A 15206-nucleotide genomic window follows, 5' to 3' on the forward strand; every position below is an offset into this window, starting at 1 on the left:
TCGGACGAGCCCGGTCAATCCGGCGATTATCCCCAATCCCCCGTCCCAGATAAAGCCTAAAAGCCCATGATCTTCCAGCGTGCCCTGTTGCGGGAGTTTTCCCAAACCGCAGTGGCCGTGTTCGTCGCGCTGTTCGCCATCCTGCTGACGACCCAGCTGATCCGCCTGCTGGGCGAGGCGGCCGGCGGCAAGCTGGCGTCGGAAGCGGTGGTGGCCCTGCTTGGCTTCGGTGCGCTGAATTATCTGCCGGTGTTGCTGTCCCTCACTCTGTTTATCGCGGTGCTGATGACCCTGTCGCGCTGGTACCGGGATTCGGAAATGGTGGTCTGGTTCGCCTCCGGCCAACCCCTGACCGCCTGGGTGTGGCCGGTGTTGAAGTTCTCCCTGCCCCTGGTGCTGGCCATTGCCCTGCTGTCCCTGTTCCTTTCCCCCTGGGCCCTGAGCAAGAGCGCGGACTATCGCCAGCGCATGGAAGGGCAGGACGACGTGTCCAAGGTATCACCGGGCAGTTTCAATGAATCCGCCGGCGCCGACCGGGTGTTCTTCGTTGAGGCCGTGGCCGGCGATGCCGGCAAGGTGCGCAACATTTTCGTCAATTCCATGCAACAGGGACGGCTGGGCATCATGGCCGCCGCCGAGGGGCATACCGAAACCGCCGCCAACGGTGACCGCTTCCTGGTGATGGACCATGGCCGCCGCTACGAAGGCATGCCCGGCACGGCCGATTATCGGGTGATGGAGTTCGAACGTTATTCGGTGCGGGTGGAAACAAAGGAAACCCGCGGCGTGGATAAAAACCCCGGTAACCAGCCCCTGCCCGAGTTGCTGCGCAATCCCACGCCGCCCAACCTGGGCGAACTGGTCTGGCGCTTCGGTGTCCCCCTGTCTGCCCTGACCCTGGCCCTGCTGGCGATCCCGCTCTCCTTCGTCAATCCCCGGGCGGGGCGTACCAGCAACCTGATCTTCGCCATCCTGACCTACATGATCTACAGCAACCTGATCAGCGTCAGCCAGGCCTGGGTGCGCCAGGGCCGCCTGCCCTTCGAGTTGGGCCTGTGGGCGGTGCACTGCGCGATGTTGGCGATTCTGGCGGCCCTGTTCTGGCGCCGTTTGTCGGTGATTTCCTGGGCGCGGCTATGGCGTTGAAAATCTTCGAGCGCTATCTGGCGCGGGAAATCTACGGCGCGACAGCCCTGGTGTTGGCCGCCTTCCTCATGCTGTTCGCCTTTTTCGATCTGATCGGCGAGGTGCAGCACATCGGCGAGGGCAATTATCAGTTGCCCCAGGTGGTGATGTACGTCACCTTGACCTTGCCCGGCCGTTTTTACGAATTGGCGCCGATAGCGGTGCTGATCGGCACCCTCTACGCCCTGACCACCCTGGCGCGGCATTCCGAGATCACCGTGTTGCGGGCGTCCGGCCTGTCCACGGCTGGATTGTTCCGCGCCTTGATGAAACTGGGCCTGTTGTTCGTGGTGCTGACCTTCGTCTTCGGCGAGGTGGTGGCGCCACCGGCGGAAAAGGCCGCCCAGCAACTGCGCCTGCGGGCCATGAGTTCCATGGTGGCCCAGGAGTTTCGCAGCGGGCTGTGGGTGCGGGACGAGCTGTCCTTCATCAACGTACGCGACGTGCAGCCCGACGTTTCCCTACGGGACGTGCGGATCTACCAGTTCGACGAACGCTTCCACCTGAAGAACATCAGCGAGGCCAAGCGGGGCGTGTATCAGGATGGCCAGCAGGAAGGCCAATGGCGGCTGTTCGACGTGACCCAGACCTGGTTCGAGTCCGAGCGGGCTCGGGTGGTGCGTTTGGATGAAATGGATTGGCGCTCGGCCCTGACGCCGGACATCCTTTCCATCCTGTTGGTGGTGCCGGAAAAGATGTCCATCGTCAGCCTCTACCAGTACATCCACCACCTGACGGAAAACAAGCAGAAGACCGATCGCTACGAGATCGCCTTCTGGAAAAAACTCAGCTATCCCTTCTCCGCCCTGGTGATGATGCTGCTGGCCCTGCCTTTCGGTTTCCTCCAGGGGCGCAGCGGTGGCGTCAGCCTCAAGGTGTTCGCCGGCATCATGCTCGGCATTGGCTTCCACATGCTGAACGGGCTGTTCTCCAGCTTGGGGGCCATCAACAGTTGGCAGCCCATGGTATCGGCAGTCACGCCCAGCCTGTTGTTCCTGCTGGGTGCCGGCGGCATGCTGTGGTGGGTGGAGCGGCGCTGAGCTTCGCGCCGGAACAACGCTATTTCTTGAAAACGATTCGGGTGCCGGCCAGGCGGTCGTGAAGGAACTGTCGTTCCCGGTCGAACAGCGCCCAGATCAAGCCGGCGCCAAAGAAGCCGATCCCAGCCCAGGCCAGGGCATAGCGCAGCCATGCTTGTTTCAGGCTGGGCAAGCCGCCAAAAACGGATTCGACGCGGATCTTCCAGGTTTGCATGGCCAGGGTCTGGCCGCCATGGCGCCAGTACCAGACGAAATAAGCGCCCATCACCAGGAAGACATGAAGCCACAGCAGCCAACCCGGCGCAGCTACCTGGAAAAGGATGCCCAGGGCCAGGTGGGGCACCATGAAAGTGATGGACAGCACGCCCAGCATCAGCAGGCTTTCGTACAGCAGACTGGCGAGGCGACGGCGGATGCCCGGCAAGGGCTCGCCGGCAAGGAAGATGGTCGGAATGCTATTTCCCCTGGGGAAGGTTCTTGCTGGAGGGCAAGGGGAAGAGTGCGCTGCCGGCCTTGGGCACCGGGCCGGGAATCACGTTGGGCCAGTCCTCACCCGGGGTGAAAACCACCGCCTTGGCCGTGGGGACCAGCTTCAGGGCTGGCGGCTGGCTCAGGGGCTTGATCGGACGGGTAACGGGGGCGGATTTGGCGAGCTTGCTGGCGGCGGCTTTTTCGGCCTTCTCCTTGAGCTGCTGCTTTTCCTCGTCGGAAAGCTCCTCGTATTCCTTCCACTTCTGCTTGATGACTTCCTTTTTATCGGGCGCCGCCTGCTTGAGGTTCATGAACTTTTCGCGAACCTGCTTGCGCTCCTCGGGACTCAGGCGGGCCCAATCCAGCATCTGTTTTTGCAGGCGTTCCTGTTCCGCCGGCCGTAGGCTGGGATAGCGATCGGTGACCCGCAGCCACTTGATCTTGTGGATGGGTTCCAACTGGTCCCAGACTTTTTCCAGCGGCGCCAGGATCTGTTTCTGGTTGTCGGTCAGGTCGCTCCAGGAGGCGAGCGCCAAAGCAGAAACCGCAGCGTCTGGAGCCAGGGCTGCGGTTGCAAGAGATGGGGCAATGCCGACCCAGGCCAGCAGAAGCCCGGGGATCAGTTGTCGAAGTCGGCGTTGTGTTCCAGCCATGCACGGAATCCTGCGTCGGTATAGGCGGCTACGGGGAGTTCGTCGGACAGCAAGGCGGAATCCACATCGGCATTGTCCTCGGCGGCCTGGATTGTATTCCAGTACCAAGTGCCGGCCATGCCGCTCATCAGGGCAAGAATCATAAAGGCCGTGCGCAGGGGCTTGCCCAGTCCCTCCACATGAAGACGGGCAAAACCGGCCAATTGCAGGCCTACACCGGGCTGCTTTTGCCGATCCAAGGCAATCTGACGGCTTTTGCCGAGGGCGGCGGCCACGTCGGCGGAAATTTCCCGGCAACCAACGTTCAAGGTCTGGCGCACCAGATGGGCCAGCTGCTGCTCCTGTTGTCTTTCCAAAATCGTGTTCATAGGGTGATTCCTTTTGCCTTGAGGGCTTCGGCCAGGGTGTGGGTGGCTCGGGAGCAGTGGGTTTTCACGCTGCCTTCCGAGCAGCCCATGGCCGCCGCCGTTTCCGCAATATCCATTTCCTCCCAGTAACGCATGAGGAAGGCTTCCCGTTGACGTGCTGGCAGTTTTTCTATTTCCAGTTCAAGAACTTTGCGCAACTGCGCGGTTTCCGTCTCGCCATGGGGGGTCGGAACATTGGACAGGTGTTCCGTGGCCAAAGTTTCCAGGGGGTCGGCATCGTCGTCGTCGGCAGGACTCAGGGCCGAGAGCAGGGTGGTCCAGAGGGAGCGGACCTTTTGCCGGCGGTAATAGTCCCGGATGGTGTTCTGCAAAATGCGCTGGAACAGCATCGGGAACTCGGTTTCAGGCCGGTCGCCGTATTTCTCGGCGAGCTTGAGCATGGCGTCCTGGACGATGTCGAGGGCGGCGTGGTCGTCGTGTACCGCATAAACCGCCTGTTTAAAGGCCCGGCGCTCCACATCGGCGAGAAAGCGGGAAAGTTCGTTTCGGGTAGCCAGCCTGGGCCTCTTGGGGAAGCGAAAATAGTAAAAGCGGTAGGGTTTTTCGAGCCGGAATTCGGCATCCAGCCTTGACCAAACCAGCGCGAATCGTTAAGGTTTCGGGTTTCCCAGCGAAGGCGCTGGTCTTGTGTAAAACAAAAAAACGGCGGGAAACATGCAACTGACGGGTGCGGAGATTGTAATAAGGTGTCTCCAGGAAGAAAAGGTCGACCACGTATTCGGATATCCGGGTGGTTCGGTTCTGCACATCTACGACGAGCTTTTCAAGCAGGATAAGGTCAAGCACATCCTGGTGCGCCACGAGCAGGCGGCGGTCCATGCCGCCGATGCCTATTCCCGCTCCTCCCAGAAGGTGGGCGTGGCCATGGTCACTTCGGGGCCGGGCGTCACCAATGCGGTGACCGGTATTGCCACGGCTTACTGCGATTCCATTCCGCTGGTGGTGATCTCCGGCCAGGTGCCGACTTATTACATCGGTCAGGATGCCTTCCAGGAGTGCGATACGGTCGGCATTACCCGCCCCTGTGTCAAGCACAACTTCCTGGTGAAGGACGTCAAGGATCTCGCCATCACCCTGAAAAAGGCTTTCTTCCTGGCCCGTACAGGTCGTCCCGGTCCGGTGCTGGTGGATATTCCCAAGGATGTGAGCGCCACCAAGTGCGATTTCCATTATCCGGAAGAAGTCACCATCCGTTCCTACAACCCGGTGGTGAAGGGGCATAGCGGCCAGATCAAGAAGGCCGTCAAGCTGCTGCTGGAAGCCAAGCGCCCCATGATCTACACCGGTGGCGGCGTCATTCTTTCCGATGCCTCCGACAAGTTGGTCAAACTGGTCAAGTCCCTCGGCTTCCCCATCACCCAGACCCTGATGGGCCTGGGCGGCTATCCCGCCACGGACAAGCAGAACCTGGGCATGCTGGGCATGCACGGCACCTACGAAGCCAATATGGCGATGCAGAACTGCGACGTGCTGCTGGCCATCGGCGCCCGTTTCGACGACCGCGTGATCGGCAATCCCGAGCATTTCGGTTCCGTGCCGCGCAAGATCATTCATGTGGACATCGATCCCTCCTCCATTTCCAAGCGGGTGAAGGTGGACGTGCCCATCGTCGGCCACGTGCCCGACGTGTTGGCCGAATTGCTGGCCCTGCTGGACGAGGCCAAGGCCAAGCCCGATGCCAAGCATCTGGATGCCTGGTGGAAGCAGATCGAGGATTGGCGTGGCAAGAACTGCCTCAAGTTCCCCCAGGGGGACGAGGTGATCATGCCCCAGTTCGTGGTGCAGAAGCTCTACGAGGTGACCGGCGGCGATGCCTTCATCACCTCCGACGTGGGCCAGCACCAGATGTTCGCCGCCCAGTACTACGGTTTCGACAAGCCCCGGCGCTGGATCAATTCCGGCGGCCTCGGCACCATGGGCGTCGGCCTGCCCTACGCCATGGGCGTGCGCTTTGCCAATCCCGATGCCACGGTGGCCTGCGTCACCGGCGAAGCCTCGATCCAGATGAATATCCAGGAACTCTCCACCTGTAAGCAGTTCCGTCTGCCGATCAAGGTGGTGAACCTGAACAACCGCTATCTGGGCATGGTGCGCCAGTGGCAGGAGATGTTCCACGGCAACCGCTATTCCGAGTCCTATCTGGACTCCCTGCCGGACTTCGTCAAGGTGGCCGAGGCCTACGGCCACGTCGGTATCCGCGTGGACAAGCCCGCCGATGTGGAGCCCGCCCTGCGCGAGGCCTTCGTCAAGCATAAGAACGAGCTGGTCTTCCTTGACTTCATCACCGACCAGAAGGCCAACGTCTATCCCATGGTCGCGGCGGGCAAGGGCCTGTCCGAGATGATCCTGGCCGAAGACCTGTAAGGCGGTAGAGCTATGCGACACATTATTTCCATTCTGATTGAAAACGAAGCCGGCGCCCTGTCCCGGGTTTCCGGTCTGTTCTCCGCCCGTGGCTACAACATCGAGACGCTGACCGTGGCCCCCACGGAAGACGCCTCCCTGTCCCGCATGACCATCGTCACCAACGGTTCCGACGACGTGATCGAGCAGATCACCAAGCAGCTCAACAAGCTGGTGGACGTGGTCAAGGTGGTGGATTTGTCCGAGGCGCCCCATGTGGAACGGGAGCTGATGCTGGTCAAGGTCCGCGCCGCCGGCAAGGATCGCGAAGAAATGAAGCGGATGGCGGACATCTTCCGTGGCCGCATCGTGGACGTCACCGAAACTACTTATGTCATCGAATTGACCGGCACCTCGGCCAAGCTCGATTCCTTTATCGAGGCCCTGGACAAGGCCCTCATCCTCGAAACCGTGCGCACCGGCGTCTCCGGCATCGGTCGCGGTGATCGCATTCTTAAAATCTGATCTGATTCATCAACAAGGGGTTTTCATGAAGGTTTATTACGACAAGGACGCAGACCTGTCCCTCATCAAAGGCAAGCAAGTCACCATCGTTGGTTACGGTTCCCAGGGCCATGCCCACGCCCAGAACCTGCGCGATTCCGGCGTGAACGTCACGGTCGCCCTGCGCAAGGGCGGTGCTTCCTGGGCCAAGGCCGAAGGTGCCGGCCTCAAGGTGTCTGAAATCGCCGACGCCGTGAAGGGCGCCGACGTGGTCATGATCCTGCTGCCCGACGAGAACATTCCCGACGTCTACAACAAGGAAGTCGCCCCCAACCTGAAGGCCGGCGCTGCCCTGGCCTTCGCCCACGGCTTCAACGTGCATTACAACCAGGTCGTGCCCCGCGCCGACGTGGACGTGATCATGGTCGCCCCCAAGGGCCCCGGCCACACCGTGCGTTCCGAGTACCTGAAGGGCGGCGGCGTGCCTTCCCTGATCGCCGTTTACCAGGACGTGACCGGCAAGGCCAAGGACGTGGCTCTGTCCTACGCGGCTGCCAACGGTGGCACCAAGGGCGGCGTGATCGAAACCAACTTCCGTGAAGAAACCGAAACCGACCTCTTCGGCGAACAGGCCGTGCTCTGCGGCGGTGCCGTGGAACTGGTGAAGATGGGCTTCGAAACCCTGGTGGAAGCCGGCTACGCCCCTGAAATGGCCTACTTCGAATGTCTGCACGAACTGAAGCTGATCGTGGATCTGATGTACGAAGGCGGCATCGCCAACATGAACTACTCCATCTCCAACAACGCGGAGTATGGCGAGTACGTGACCGGTCCCGAAGTGATCAACGAGGAATCCCGTGCGGCCATGCGCAACGCCCTGAAGCGTATCCAGAACGGCGACTACGCCAAGATGTTCATCCTCGAAGGCAAGACCAACTACCCCGCCATGACGGCCCGTCGTCGCAACAACGCCGCTCATCCCATCGAAGTGGTGGGTGGCAAGCTGCGCGACATGATGCCCTGGATCAAGAAGAACAAGCTGGTCGACCAGAGCAAGAACTAAGCGCTGGTGAATAAATCAACTGCGCAGCCCGATCCCGGCCCTGCGATGCTCGCCGTACTTCGTGTACGGCTGTGCTTCTCGCGCCAGCCTCGGACTGCTCGCAACGATTTCTTCATCAGCCCTGAGTTTTCAGGACTGTAAGAAGAAAGGGCACAGCAGCGCTGTGCCCTTTTCCATCCTGAGTACGCCAGGCGTATTCCTCCTCATTCCAGGACACCCATCAAGATGCAGCCCAACTATCCTCATCCCCTGCTGGCCCGCGAAGGCTGGCCCTTCATCGGCGGTTCCCTGGTTGTCGCACTGATCGCTTCCACGTTGTGGGGTGCCTGGTCCGCGCCTTTCTGGATTTTCTTCGTCTTCTGCGTCCAGTTCTTCCGCGATCCTCCGCGCCAAGTGCCCGGCGGCGACAAGAGCGTCCTTTCCCCCGCCGATGGCCGTATCGTCGCCATCGAGCCGGTCCGCGACCCTTGGCTGGAGCGGGATTGCCTCAAGATCAGCGTCTTCATGAACGTGTTCAACGTCCATTCCAACCGCAGCCCGGTGGATGGTGAGGTGCTGCAGCGCTGGTACCACCCGGGCAAGTTCATCAATGCCGACCTGGCCAAGGCTTCCACGGAAAACGAGCGCAATGCCCTGCACATTCGCACCAGCGACGGTCAGGACATCACCTGCGTCCAGGTGGCCGGCCTGATTGCCCGCCGCATCCTCTGCTACGTGGAAGCCGGGACCCAGTTGAAGCGCGGTCAGCGCTACGGCTTCATCCGCTTCGGTTCGCGGGTGGACCTGTATCTGCCCACCGACGTGCGGGTCAAGGTGGTGATCGGTGAGAAGGTCAGCGCCACCAGCACGGTGCTGGCGGAACTGGCGTAAGCGGGACGTCCGCGAGTCGAAGGACTACAATGAACGCCCTTTTGCAGCAGACAACGGTCGCCCATGCCTGATATTCGTCATCGTCGCGCGCTGGTCAATCCAGAGCTGCGCCGTCGCGGCATTTACATCCTGCCCAATCTGTTCACCACCGCCGCCCTGTTCGCCGGGTTCTACGCCATCGTCCAGGCCATGAACCAGAGCTTTGAGCAGGCGGCGGTCGCCATTTTCATCGCCATGGTGATGGACGGCCTGGACGGCCGCGTGGCCCGCATGACCGGTACCCAGAGCGCCTTCGGCGCGGAATACGACTCCCTCTCCGACATGGTGTCCTTCGGCGTGGCGCCGGCCCTGGTGGCCTATGAATGGGCGCTCAAGGGCCTGGGAAAGTGGGGCTGGATCGCCGCCTTCATTTACTGTGTCGGCGCCGCCCTGCGCCTGGCCCGCTTCAACACCAACATCGACGTGGTGGACAAGCGTTACTTCCAGGGCATGCCCAGTCCCGCCGCCGCCGCCCTGGTGGCCGGCCTGGTCTGGGTGCTGCTGGACAACGACTGGAGCGGTTTCGACGCCCGCTGGTACACCTTCGCCCTGACGGTGTTCGCCGGCATCACCATGGTCAGCAACATCCGCTATTACTCGGGCAAGAGCATCAATCTGCGCAAGAGCGTGCCCTTCATCTTCGTTGCCGGCATCGCCCTCGGCTTTGCCCTGATTTCCAGTTATCCCCCCGGTGTGCTGTTCGGCCTGTTCCTCTGCTACGCCCTGTCCGGCTACGTGCTGACGGCGGCGAGCCTGCTCGGCCGCAAATCCCCACCCCGTTAATGTTTTGCCGGAGCTTTTCATGGCCCAAGACCATCTGATCATTTTCGACACCACCCTGCGCGACGGCGAGCAAAGCCCCGGCGCCTCCATGACCCGGGAAGAAAAGCTGCGCATTGCCCGGCAACTGGAAAAAATGAAGGTGGATGTGATCGAGGCCGGTTTCCCCGCCGCGTCCAACGGCGATTTCGAGTCGGTGAAGGCCGTGGCCGAGATCATCAAGGATTCCACCGTGGCCGGTCTCTGCCGGGCCTCGGAGAAGGACATCGCCCGTGCCTTGGAAGCCATCAAGCCCGCCCAGTCCGGACGCATCCATACCTTCATCGCCACCAGCCCCATCCACATGGAGAAGAAGCTGCGCATGAGCCCTGACGAGGTGGTGGCCGCCGCCCGGCAGGCCGTGCGTTTCGCCCGCAACGGCATCGGCGACGTGGAGTTTTCCTGTGAGGACGCCGGTCGTTCCGAGCTGGACTTCCTCTGCCGCATCATCGAGGCGGTGATTGAAGAGGGCGCCGGTACCATCAACATTCCCGACACCGTGGGCTACAACGTGCCCGAGCAGTTCGCCGAGCGCATCCGCTTGCTGCGGGAACGGATTCCCACGTCCGACAAGGTGGTCTGGTCCGTGCATTGCCACAACGACCTGGGCCTGGCCGTGGCCAACTCCCTGGCTGCTGTGATGGCCGGTGCCCGCCAGGTGGAATGCACTATCAACGGCCTGGGCGAGCGGGCCGGCAATGCCGCTCTGGAAGAAGTGGTGATGGCCGTGCGTACCCGCCAGGACATCTTCAAGTGCGACACCCGTGTCGATACTACCCAGATCGTGGCGGCATCGAAAATGGTGTCCAGCATCACCGGTTTCCCGGTGCAGCCCAACAAGGCTATCGTCGGTGCCAACGCCTTCGCCCATGAGTCCGGCATTCACCAGGATGGCGTGCTCAAGCACCGCGAAACCTACGAGATCATGCGGGCCGAGGACGTGGGCTGGAACACCAACAAGCTGGTGCTGGGCAAGCATTCCGGCCGTACCGCGTTCAAGGCGCGCCTCCAGGAACTGGGCATCGAGGTGGATTCCGAGCAGGTGCTCAACGCTGCCTTTGCGCGCTTCAAGGAATTGGCCGACAAGAAGCACGAGATCTTCGACGAGGATCTTCACGCCCTGATGTCCGACGAGGTGATCACGCCCGAACAGGAACGTTTCCGCCTGGTGTCCTCCCGCTTCCATTCCGAAACCGGCGAGCAGCCGGTGGCGGCCGTGACCCTGTCCGACAATGGTCAGGAGCACCACGTGGAGTCCGGCGGCAGCGGCCCGGTAGACGCGGCCTTCAAGGCCATCGAAAGCATCGTCCAGAGCGGCTCCGAACTGTTGCTCTATTCGGTCAACTCCATCACCACCGGCACCGATGCCCAGGGCGAGGTGACCGTCCGTCTGTCCAAGGGCGGACGGGTGGTGAACGGCCAGGGAGCCGACACCGACATCGTCGTGGCGTCCGCCAAGGCTTACATCAACGCCCTCAATCGTCTGGCATCCGGCCAGGAGCGCATCAATCCCCAGGGGGACGTGTAAGGCTCAGACTTTCTTCGTCGGCGCGGTTTTTTTGGCGAACCAGGCTGTGCTGGCGAAGAAGAGCAGGCTCAACAGGGTTTCCGCGAGCCCGAGCAGCCGCGACAGGCTCGTGGCGTCGCTGGTGGCGCGCAGCAAGCCTTCGCCGAAATACAGCAGAATCAGCAAGGACGCCCACTGGTAGGTGTAGCGCCGCCCCTTGAGGATGCCCATCAGGGGTAGCAGCAGGGGCACCACCTTGAGCACCAGCATGGAACCGCCAGGCCGCAAGGGAGCCAGCCACAGCTCCCAGGCCAGGCTGAGGGCGATCAAGGCGATCAGGCTGAGACTGCTGAGGAGGTTGAGGATGCGAAGCATGAAATGGCGGCGAGCGGTCGCCTAGAAATCGAACAAGGCCCGGATTATATGCATCTCCTTCTACTACCCTTGCGCGTGTTGAGACGCTTTCTCGACGAACGCTGCACCCAGACGGCGGCGGCACTGTCGTTCGCCACGCTGCTGGGTCTGGTGCCCATGATCGCCGTGGCCGTGGCCATCATGTCGCGTCTGCCCCTGGCCGATGCCCTGGGGGTGGCCGTGCAGAAATTCCTCCTCGCCAACTTCCTGCCGGAAAAGGCTGGCGGCATCATTGCCCGCTACGTCGGCTTGTTCGCCCAGAAGGCGGAACGGCTGACCTGGATCGGTGCCCTGGCTCTGGCGGCCACGGCACTGATGCAGATGCTCACCATCGAGCATGCCTTCAACCAGATCTGGCGGGTGAAGGAGAGCCGCCCCTTCCTGCGCCGGGTGGCCATGCACCTGCTGGCCCTGTTGCTGGGGCCGGTGGTGTTCGGCGTCAGCATCGCCCTGGTGACCTATCTGGCCACGGTTTCCCTCGGTTTGGTGGACGAATGGAAGGCGGCGACGGCCTGGGTGTTCCGCATTCTCTCCTTCCTGTTCTCCACCGGCTTGTTCACCCTGCTGTACTGGAAGGTGCCCAACCGGCCGGTGGAAAAACATCATGCTCTGGCGGGCGGCCTGGTGGCCGCCACGGGATTCGGTTTGATGCAATGGCTATTCGCCGGTTACATGTCCAGCATGCCCGGTTACCGCATCATGTACGGCGCCTTCGCCGCCATTCCGATCTTCCTGGCCTGGCTCTATCTGTCCTGGGGCGTGATCCTGGTGGGCGCCTTGATCAGCGCCGATTTCGGCACGGCGGGGCCGGCTGCCGGACGCCGCCGGCGCTGAGCCCAAAAACCGGGGTTGGGGCGGCCAAACGAGTTATTGCTGTACGGACTTGTTTCTTTGAGGCTTCGCCCCTATAATCGCCAGCTTTTTCCGATTTTAAGGGAACGACATGGTCGTCATTCGTCTCGCCCGTAGTGGCTCTAAGAAGCGCCCCTTCTTCAATCTGGTGGTTACCGATTCCCGCAACCGTCGCGACGGTCGTTTCGTGGAACGCGTCGGTTTCTACAATCCCAAGGCTGCCGAATCCGAGCAGGGCCTGGTGATCAACACCGAACGTCTGGCCTACTGGCAAGGCGTGGGTGCTCAGCTGTCCCCCACCGCCGCCCGTCTGGTCAAGCAGTCCGCCAAGAAGGCCGCCTGATTCCGATGGTGGTTCTGGGGCGACTGGTCGCCCCGTATGGGGTCAGGGGCTGGTTGCACCTGCACCCCTTCGGCGATGATCCAGACTCCTGGCGGAGCATGCACCGCTGGTGGCTGGCCAAGAGCGCCGATGGGTCCGAATGGACCGAGTTCGGCCTCGACAGCATCAAACCCCATGCTGACGGCTGGGTCGTCAAGCTCATGGGCATCGATGATCGCAATGGTGCCGAATCCCTTGCCGGCAGCTTTGTCGCCGCACCCAAGGAAGAATTGCCCAAGACCGCCGAAGGCGAGTACTACTGGGCCGATTTGATCGGCTTGCAGGTGGTGAACGAGTCGGCGGTTGTACTGGGCAAAGTGGCCTCCCTGATCGCCACCGGCGCCAACGACGTCCTGGTGGTGCGCGATGGCGAGGGCAAGACGGCGAAGGAACGCTTGCTGCCTTTTGTCGATGCGGTGGTCTTGCGCGTCGATCCGACGGCTGGCGTGATCCATGTCGCTTGGGGTGAGGACTGGTGATGCTGCGTTTCGACGTGGTCACCTTGTTTCCCGACATGTTTGCCGCCATTACCGCGTCGGGCATCACCCGACGCGCCTTGGAGCGGGGGCTTTGGGCCCTGCATTGCCATAACCCCCGGGATTGGGCGACGGACAATCACCGCACGGTGGATGACCGCCCCTACGGCGGCGGCCCCGGCATGGTGATGTTGCCCGGACCCCTCGAGCAGGCCATTAATGCCGCCAAGGCCGCAGGCGACAGCCAGCGCAAGGTCATCTACCTTTCCCCCCAGGGGGCTCCGCTGACCCACCGCCGGGTACTCGACCTGTCGGCGGCCCCCGGTGCGGTGCTCTTGTGCGGTCGCTACGAGGGCGTGGATGAGCGCTTGCTGCAACGATGCGTGGACGAAGAGCTTTCCCTGGGGGATTTCGTCCTCTCCGGTGGCGAGTTGCCCGCCATGGCCCTGATGGATGCCTGTGTGCGCCAATTGCCCGGCGCCCTCAACGACGGCGCCTCCGCGGTGGAGGACTCCTTCGCCGACGGCCTGCTCGATTGTCCCCACTACACGCGGCCGGAGGTTTATGAGGGCATGGCGGTGCCGGAAGTGCTGATGTCCGGCAACCACGAGCAAATCAGGCGCTGGCGCCTGAAACAGGCCCTGGGGCGTACCTGGTTGCGGCGCCCGGATCTGCTCCGGGACCGGCAATTGAGCCGTGAAGAACAACGCCTGCTTGAGGAATTTCGCCAAGAACAGGCAATAAAACAGTAACTTGTTGTAGAATACCGGGCTCGCAGTCGACCTGCGAGCCAAACCAAACCGCGTGCATCAGGATTCGTCCTGCTCTGCCGGAAGGCCAAAGGCCGTGATCACTAGGAGTTAGCAATGAGCTTGAACCTGATTCAACAGATCGAGAAAGAAGAAATCGAACGCCTGGGCAAGAATGTGCCCGACTTCGCCCCCGGCGATACCGTCATCGTCCAAGTGAAGGTGAAGGAAGGCAACCGCGAGCGTTTGCAGGCTTACGAAGGCGTCGTTATCGCCAAGCGTAACCGTGGTCTCAACTCCAACTTCATCGTCCGCAAGATTTCCGCCGGCGAAGGCGTGGAACGGACTTTCCAAACCTATTCCCCCCTGCTGGCTTCCATCGAAGTCAAGCGTCGCGGTGATGTGCGTCGCGCCAAGCTGTACTACCTGCGCAGCCGTTCCGGTAAGTCCGCCCGGATCAAGGAAAAGCTGGTCGCCAAGACCGCTTCCTGAAATCGAGGCGAAGGAAGGGACCTGTTCCCTTCCCCAAACAAAAAGGGCACCGCAAGGTGCCCTTTTTGTTTGGTCGGTTGCCTTGCTTAGACGGGCAGGCGCTTATCCCGTTCGATCAGGGCGTAAGCCGAGTGGTTGTGGATGGACTCGAAGTTCTCGGATTCCACGATGTAGGCGTCGATGCGAGGTTCGGCGTTCATCACGCCGGCCACGTCGCGCACCATGTCCTCGACGAACTTGGGATTGTCGTAGGCCTTCTCGGTGATGAACTTCTCGTCGGGGCGCTTGAGCAGGCCGTAGAGCTCGCAGGAGGCCTGGGCTTCCACCATCTGCACGATTTCCTCGATCCAGATCAGGCTGTTGGTCTGGGCGGTCACGGTGACGTGGGAGCGCTGGTTGTGGGCGCCGCGGTCGGAAATCTTCTTCGAGCAAGGGCACAGACTGGTGACGGGCACCACGATCTTGGTGGTTTGGCGGTAGCTGCCGTCGGCAAGGATTTCGCCGATGAAGGTGACCTCGTAGTCCATCAGGCTCTTGACGCCGGACACCGGGGCCGACTTGTTGATGAAGTAAGGGAAGGTCATCTCCACGTGGCCGGTCACGGCCTCAAGGCGCTTGACCATGTCCCGCAGCATGGACTCGAAATTCTCGACGGAAATCTCCCGGTCCTGGGTATTCAGGATTTCCACGAAGCGGGACATGTGGGTGCCCTTGAAGTTGTGGGGCAGGCCCACATACATGCGGAAATCGGCGATGGTGTGCTGCACGCCCTCGCTCTTGTCCAGCACCTTCACCGGATGGCGGATGCCCTTGATCCCCACCTTGTTGATGGGGAGCTGGCGGGAGTCTTCACTGTTTTGTACGTCGGGGATCAACATGGGGTCTCGGCTGTTCATGGCTGGGCTCTCTCTGGGGTGGG

General features: G+C 61.7%; 19 protein-coding genes. 13 read left to right on the forward strand and 6 right to left on the reverse strand.

What is annotated here, in order from left to right; all coding sequences use genetic code 11:
* The first annotated feature begins 66 nt into the window (after positions 1-66).
* Complete coding sequence (gene lptF / locus ACYQ2U_RS03785; RefSeq protein WP_459948993.1) at positions 67-1146, forward strand: LPS export ABC transporter permease LptF; 1080 nt, start codon at positions 67-69, stop codon at positions 1144-1146.
* Positions 1137-2225, forward strand: a complete 1089-nt coding sequence (lptG, locus tag ACYQ2U_RS03790) for an LPS export ABC transporter permease LptG (protein WP_459948994.1) — start codon at positions 1137-1139, stop codon at positions 2223-2225. Before lptF ends, lptG begins: the two co-directional genes overlap by 10 nt.
* 19 nt (positions 2226-2244) lie before the next feature.
* Here the strand turns inward: lptG and ACYQ2U_RS03795 are convergent, their stop codons facing one another.
* From ACYQ2U_RS03795 to ACYQ2U_RS03810, 4 genes are read right to left on the reverse strand one after another with little or no spacing between them, the layout of a single operon-like run.
* On the reverse strand, positions 2245-2649 hold the full coding sequence (locus ACYQ2U_RS03795) for an RDD family protein (RefSeq protein WP_459948995.1): 405 nt from the start codon (positions 2647-2649) through the stop codon (positions 2245-2247).
* Between the two features lie 31 nt (positions 2650-2680).
* The gene (locus ACYQ2U_RS03800; protein WP_459948996.1) at positions 2681-3349 is read right to left on the reverse strand and encodes a DUF3106 domain-containing protein; all 669 of its coding nucleotides are present in this window, start codon (positions 3347-3349) and stop codon (positions 2681-2683) included.
* Positions 3316-3717, reverse strand: coding sequence for a DUF3619 family protein (locus ACYQ2U_RS03805; protein WP_459948997.1), 402 nt, complete (start codon positions 3715-3717; stop codon positions 3316-3318). Before ACYQ2U_RS03805 ends, ACYQ2U_RS03800 begins: the two co-directional genes overlap by 34 nt.
* A complete protein-coding gene (locus ACYQ2U_RS03810) occupies positions 3714-4274 on the reverse strand; it encodes an RNA polymerase sigma factor (protein ID WP_459949242.1) in 561 nt (186 codons plus the stop codon). The genes ACYQ2U_RS03805 and ACYQ2U_RS03810 overlap by 4 nt, the downstream gene beginning before the upstream one ends.
* 157 nt (positions 4275-4431) lie before the next feature.
* On the opposite strand from ACYQ2U_RS03810, the gene ACYQ2U_RS03815 reads away from it, so the two are divergent.
* From ACYQ2U_RS03815 to ACYQ2U_RS03840, 6 genes are all read left to right on the forward strand, one after another.
* Positions 4432-6141 carry an acetolactate synthase 3 catalytic subunit gene (locus tag ACYQ2U_RS03815; RefSeq protein WP_459948998.1) on the forward strand — a complete coding sequence of 570 codons (1710 nt, stop codon included), beginning with the start codon at positions 4432-4434 and terminating at the stop codon, positions 6139-6141.
* Between the two features lie 12 nt (positions 6142-6153).
* Positions 6154-6645, forward strand: coding sequence for an acetolactate synthase small subunit (gene ilvN, locus ACYQ2U_RS03820; protein ID WP_459948999.1), 492 nt, complete (start codon positions 6154-6156; stop codon positions 6643-6645).
* Between the two features lie 25 nt (positions 6646-6670).
* Positions 6671-7687 (forward strand): ketol-acid reductoisomerase, encoded by a 1017-nt coding sequence (gene ilvC / locus ACYQ2U_RS03825; RefSeq protein ID WP_459949000.1) that lies wholly within the window; start codon positions 6671-6673, stop codon positions 7685-7687.
* A 225-nt stretch (positions 7688-7912) separates the two neighbouring features.
* Positions 7913-8557 (forward strand): phosphatidylserine decarboxylase, encoded by a 645-nt coding sequence (locus ACYQ2U_RS03830; RefSeq protein WP_459949001.1) that lies wholly within the window; start codon positions 7913-7915, stop codon positions 8555-8557.
* Between the two features lie 63 nt (positions 8558-8620).
* Positions 8621-9379: a CDP-diacylglycerol--serine O-phosphatidyltransferase gene (pssA, locus tag ACYQ2U_RS03835; protein ID WP_459949002.1), complete on the forward strand. Its 759-nt coding sequence runs from the start codon at positions 8621-8623 to the stop codon at positions 9377-9379.
* 19 nt (positions 9380-9398) lie between these two features.
* Positions 9399-10943, forward strand: coding sequence for a 2-isopropylmalate synthase (locus ACYQ2U_RS03840; protein WP_459949003.1), 1545 nt, complete (start codon positions 9399-9401; stop codon positions 10941-10943).
* Positions 10944-10946: 3 nt separating this feature from the next.
* Here ACYQ2U_RS03840 and ACYQ2U_RS03845 read toward each other — a convergent pair whose 3' ends face one another.
* Positions 10947-11297: a DUF2069 domain-containing protein gene (locus ACYQ2U_RS03845; RefSeq protein WP_459949004.1), complete on the reverse strand. Its 351-nt coding sequence runs from the start codon at positions 11295-11297 to the stop codon at positions 10947-10949.
* Positions 11298-11345: 48 nt separating this feature from the next.
* Here ACYQ2U_RS03845 and ACYQ2U_RS03850 point away from each other — a divergent pair, with 48 nt between their 5' ends.
* The 5 genes from ACYQ2U_RS03850 to rplS all read left to right on the forward strand — a co-directional run bounded on the left by ACYQ2U_RS03850 (position 11346) and on the right by rplS (position 14287).
* Positions 11346-12170: a YihY family inner membrane protein gene (locus ACYQ2U_RS03850; protein WP_459949005.1), complete on the forward strand. Its 825-nt coding sequence runs from the start codon at positions 11346-11348 to the stop codon at positions 12168-12170.
* 109 nt (positions 12171-12279) lie between these two features.
* Positions 12280-12531, forward strand: coding sequence for a 30S ribosomal protein S16 (gene rpsP / locus ACYQ2U_RS03855; protein WP_459949006.1), 252 nt, complete (start codon positions 12280-12282; stop codon positions 12529-12531).
* A 5-nt stretch (positions 12532-12536) separates the two neighbouring features.
* A complete protein-coding gene (gene rimM / locus ACYQ2U_RS03860; protein WP_459949007.1) occupies positions 12537-13049 on the forward strand; it encodes a ribosome maturation factor RimM in 513 nt (170 codons plus the stop codon).
* On the forward strand, positions 13049-13798 hold the full coding sequence (gene trmD, locus ACYQ2U_RS03865) for a tRNA (guanosine(37)-N1)-methyltransferase TrmD (RefSeq protein WP_459949008.1): 750 nt from the start codon (positions 13049-13051) through the stop codon (positions 13796-13798). The genes rimM and trmD overlap by 1 nt, the downstream gene beginning before the upstream one ends.
* A gap of 120 nt (positions 13799-13918) precedes the next feature.
* Positions 13919-14287: a 50S ribosomal protein L19 gene (rplS, locus tag ACYQ2U_RS03870; protein WP_459949243.1), complete on the forward strand. Its 369-nt coding sequence runs from the start codon at positions 13919-13921 to the stop codon at positions 14285-14287.
* Between the two features lie 86 nt (positions 14288-14373).
* Here rplS and folE2 read toward each other — a convergent pair whose 3' ends face one another.
* Entirely contained in the window at positions 14374-15183 is an 810-nt protein-coding gene (gene folE2, locus ACYQ2U_RS03875) for a GTP cyclohydrolase FolE2 (protein WP_459949009.1), read from the reverse strand.
* Positions 15184-15206: the final 23 nt, after the last annotated feature.

This window comes from Denitratisoma sp. agr-D3 (genome assembly GCF_054658675.1).

Coding starts and splice junctions, on each gene's coding strand:
- lptF (WP_459948993.1), top strand. CDS start 67: ATGATCTTCCAGCGTGCCCTGTTGCGGGAGTTTTCCCAAACCGCAGTG.
- lptG (WP_459948994.1), top strand. CDS start 1,137: ATGGCGTTGAAAATCTTCGAGCGCTATCTGGCGCGGGAAATCTACGGC.
- ACYQ2U_RS03800 (WP_459948996.1), bottom strand. CDS start 3,349: ATGGCTGGAACACAACGCCGACTTCGACAACTGATCCCCGGGCTTCTG.
- ACYQ2U_RS03805 (WP_459948997.1), bottom strand. CDS start 3,717: ATGAACACGATTTTGGAAAGACAACAGGAGCAGCAGCTGGCCCATCTG.
- ACYQ2U_RS03815 (WP_459948998.1), top strand. CDS start 4,432: ATGCAACTGACGGGTGCGGAGATTGTAATAAGGTGTCTCCAGGAAGAA.
- ilvN (WP_459948999.1), top strand. CDS start 6,154: ATGCGACACATTATTTCCATTCTGATTGAAAACGAAGCCGGCGCCCTG.
- ilvC (WP_459949000.1), top strand. CDS start 6,671: ATGAAGGTTTATTACGACAAGGACGCAGACCTGTCCCTCATCAAAGGC.
- ACYQ2U_RS03830 (WP_459949001.1), top strand. CDS start 7,913: ATGCAGCCCAACTATCCTCATCCCCTGCTGGCCCGCGAAGGCTGGCCC.
- pssA (WP_459949002.1), top strand. CDS start 8,621: ATGCCTGATATTCGTCATCGTCGCGCGCTGGTCAATCCAGAGCTGCGC.
- ACYQ2U_RS03840 (WP_459949003.1), top strand. CDS start 9,399: ATGGCCCAAGACCATCTGATCATTTTCGACACCACCCTGCGCGACGGC.
- ACYQ2U_RS03845 (WP_459949004.1), bottom strand. CDS start 11,297: ATGCTTCGCATCCTCAACCTCCTCAGCAGTCTCAGCCTGATCGCCTTG.
- ACYQ2U_RS03850 (WP_459949005.1), top strand. CDS start 11,346: ATGCATCTCCTTCTACTACCCTTGCGCGTGTTGAGACGCTTTCTCGAC.
- rpsP (WP_459949006.1), top strand. CDS start 12,280: ATGGTCGTCATTCGTCTCGCCCGTAGTGGCTCTAAGAAGCGCCCCTTC.
- rimM (WP_459949007.1), top strand. CDS start 12,537: ATGGTGGTTCTGGGGCGACTGGTCGCCCCGTATGGGGTCAGGGGCTGG.
- trmD (WP_459949008.1), top strand. CDS start 13,049: ATGCTGCGTTTCGACGTGGTCACCTTGTTTCCCGACATGTTTGCCGCC.
- folE2 (WP_459949009.1), bottom strand. CDS start 15,183: ATGAACAGCCGAGACCCCATGTTGATCCCCGACGTACAAAACAGTGAA.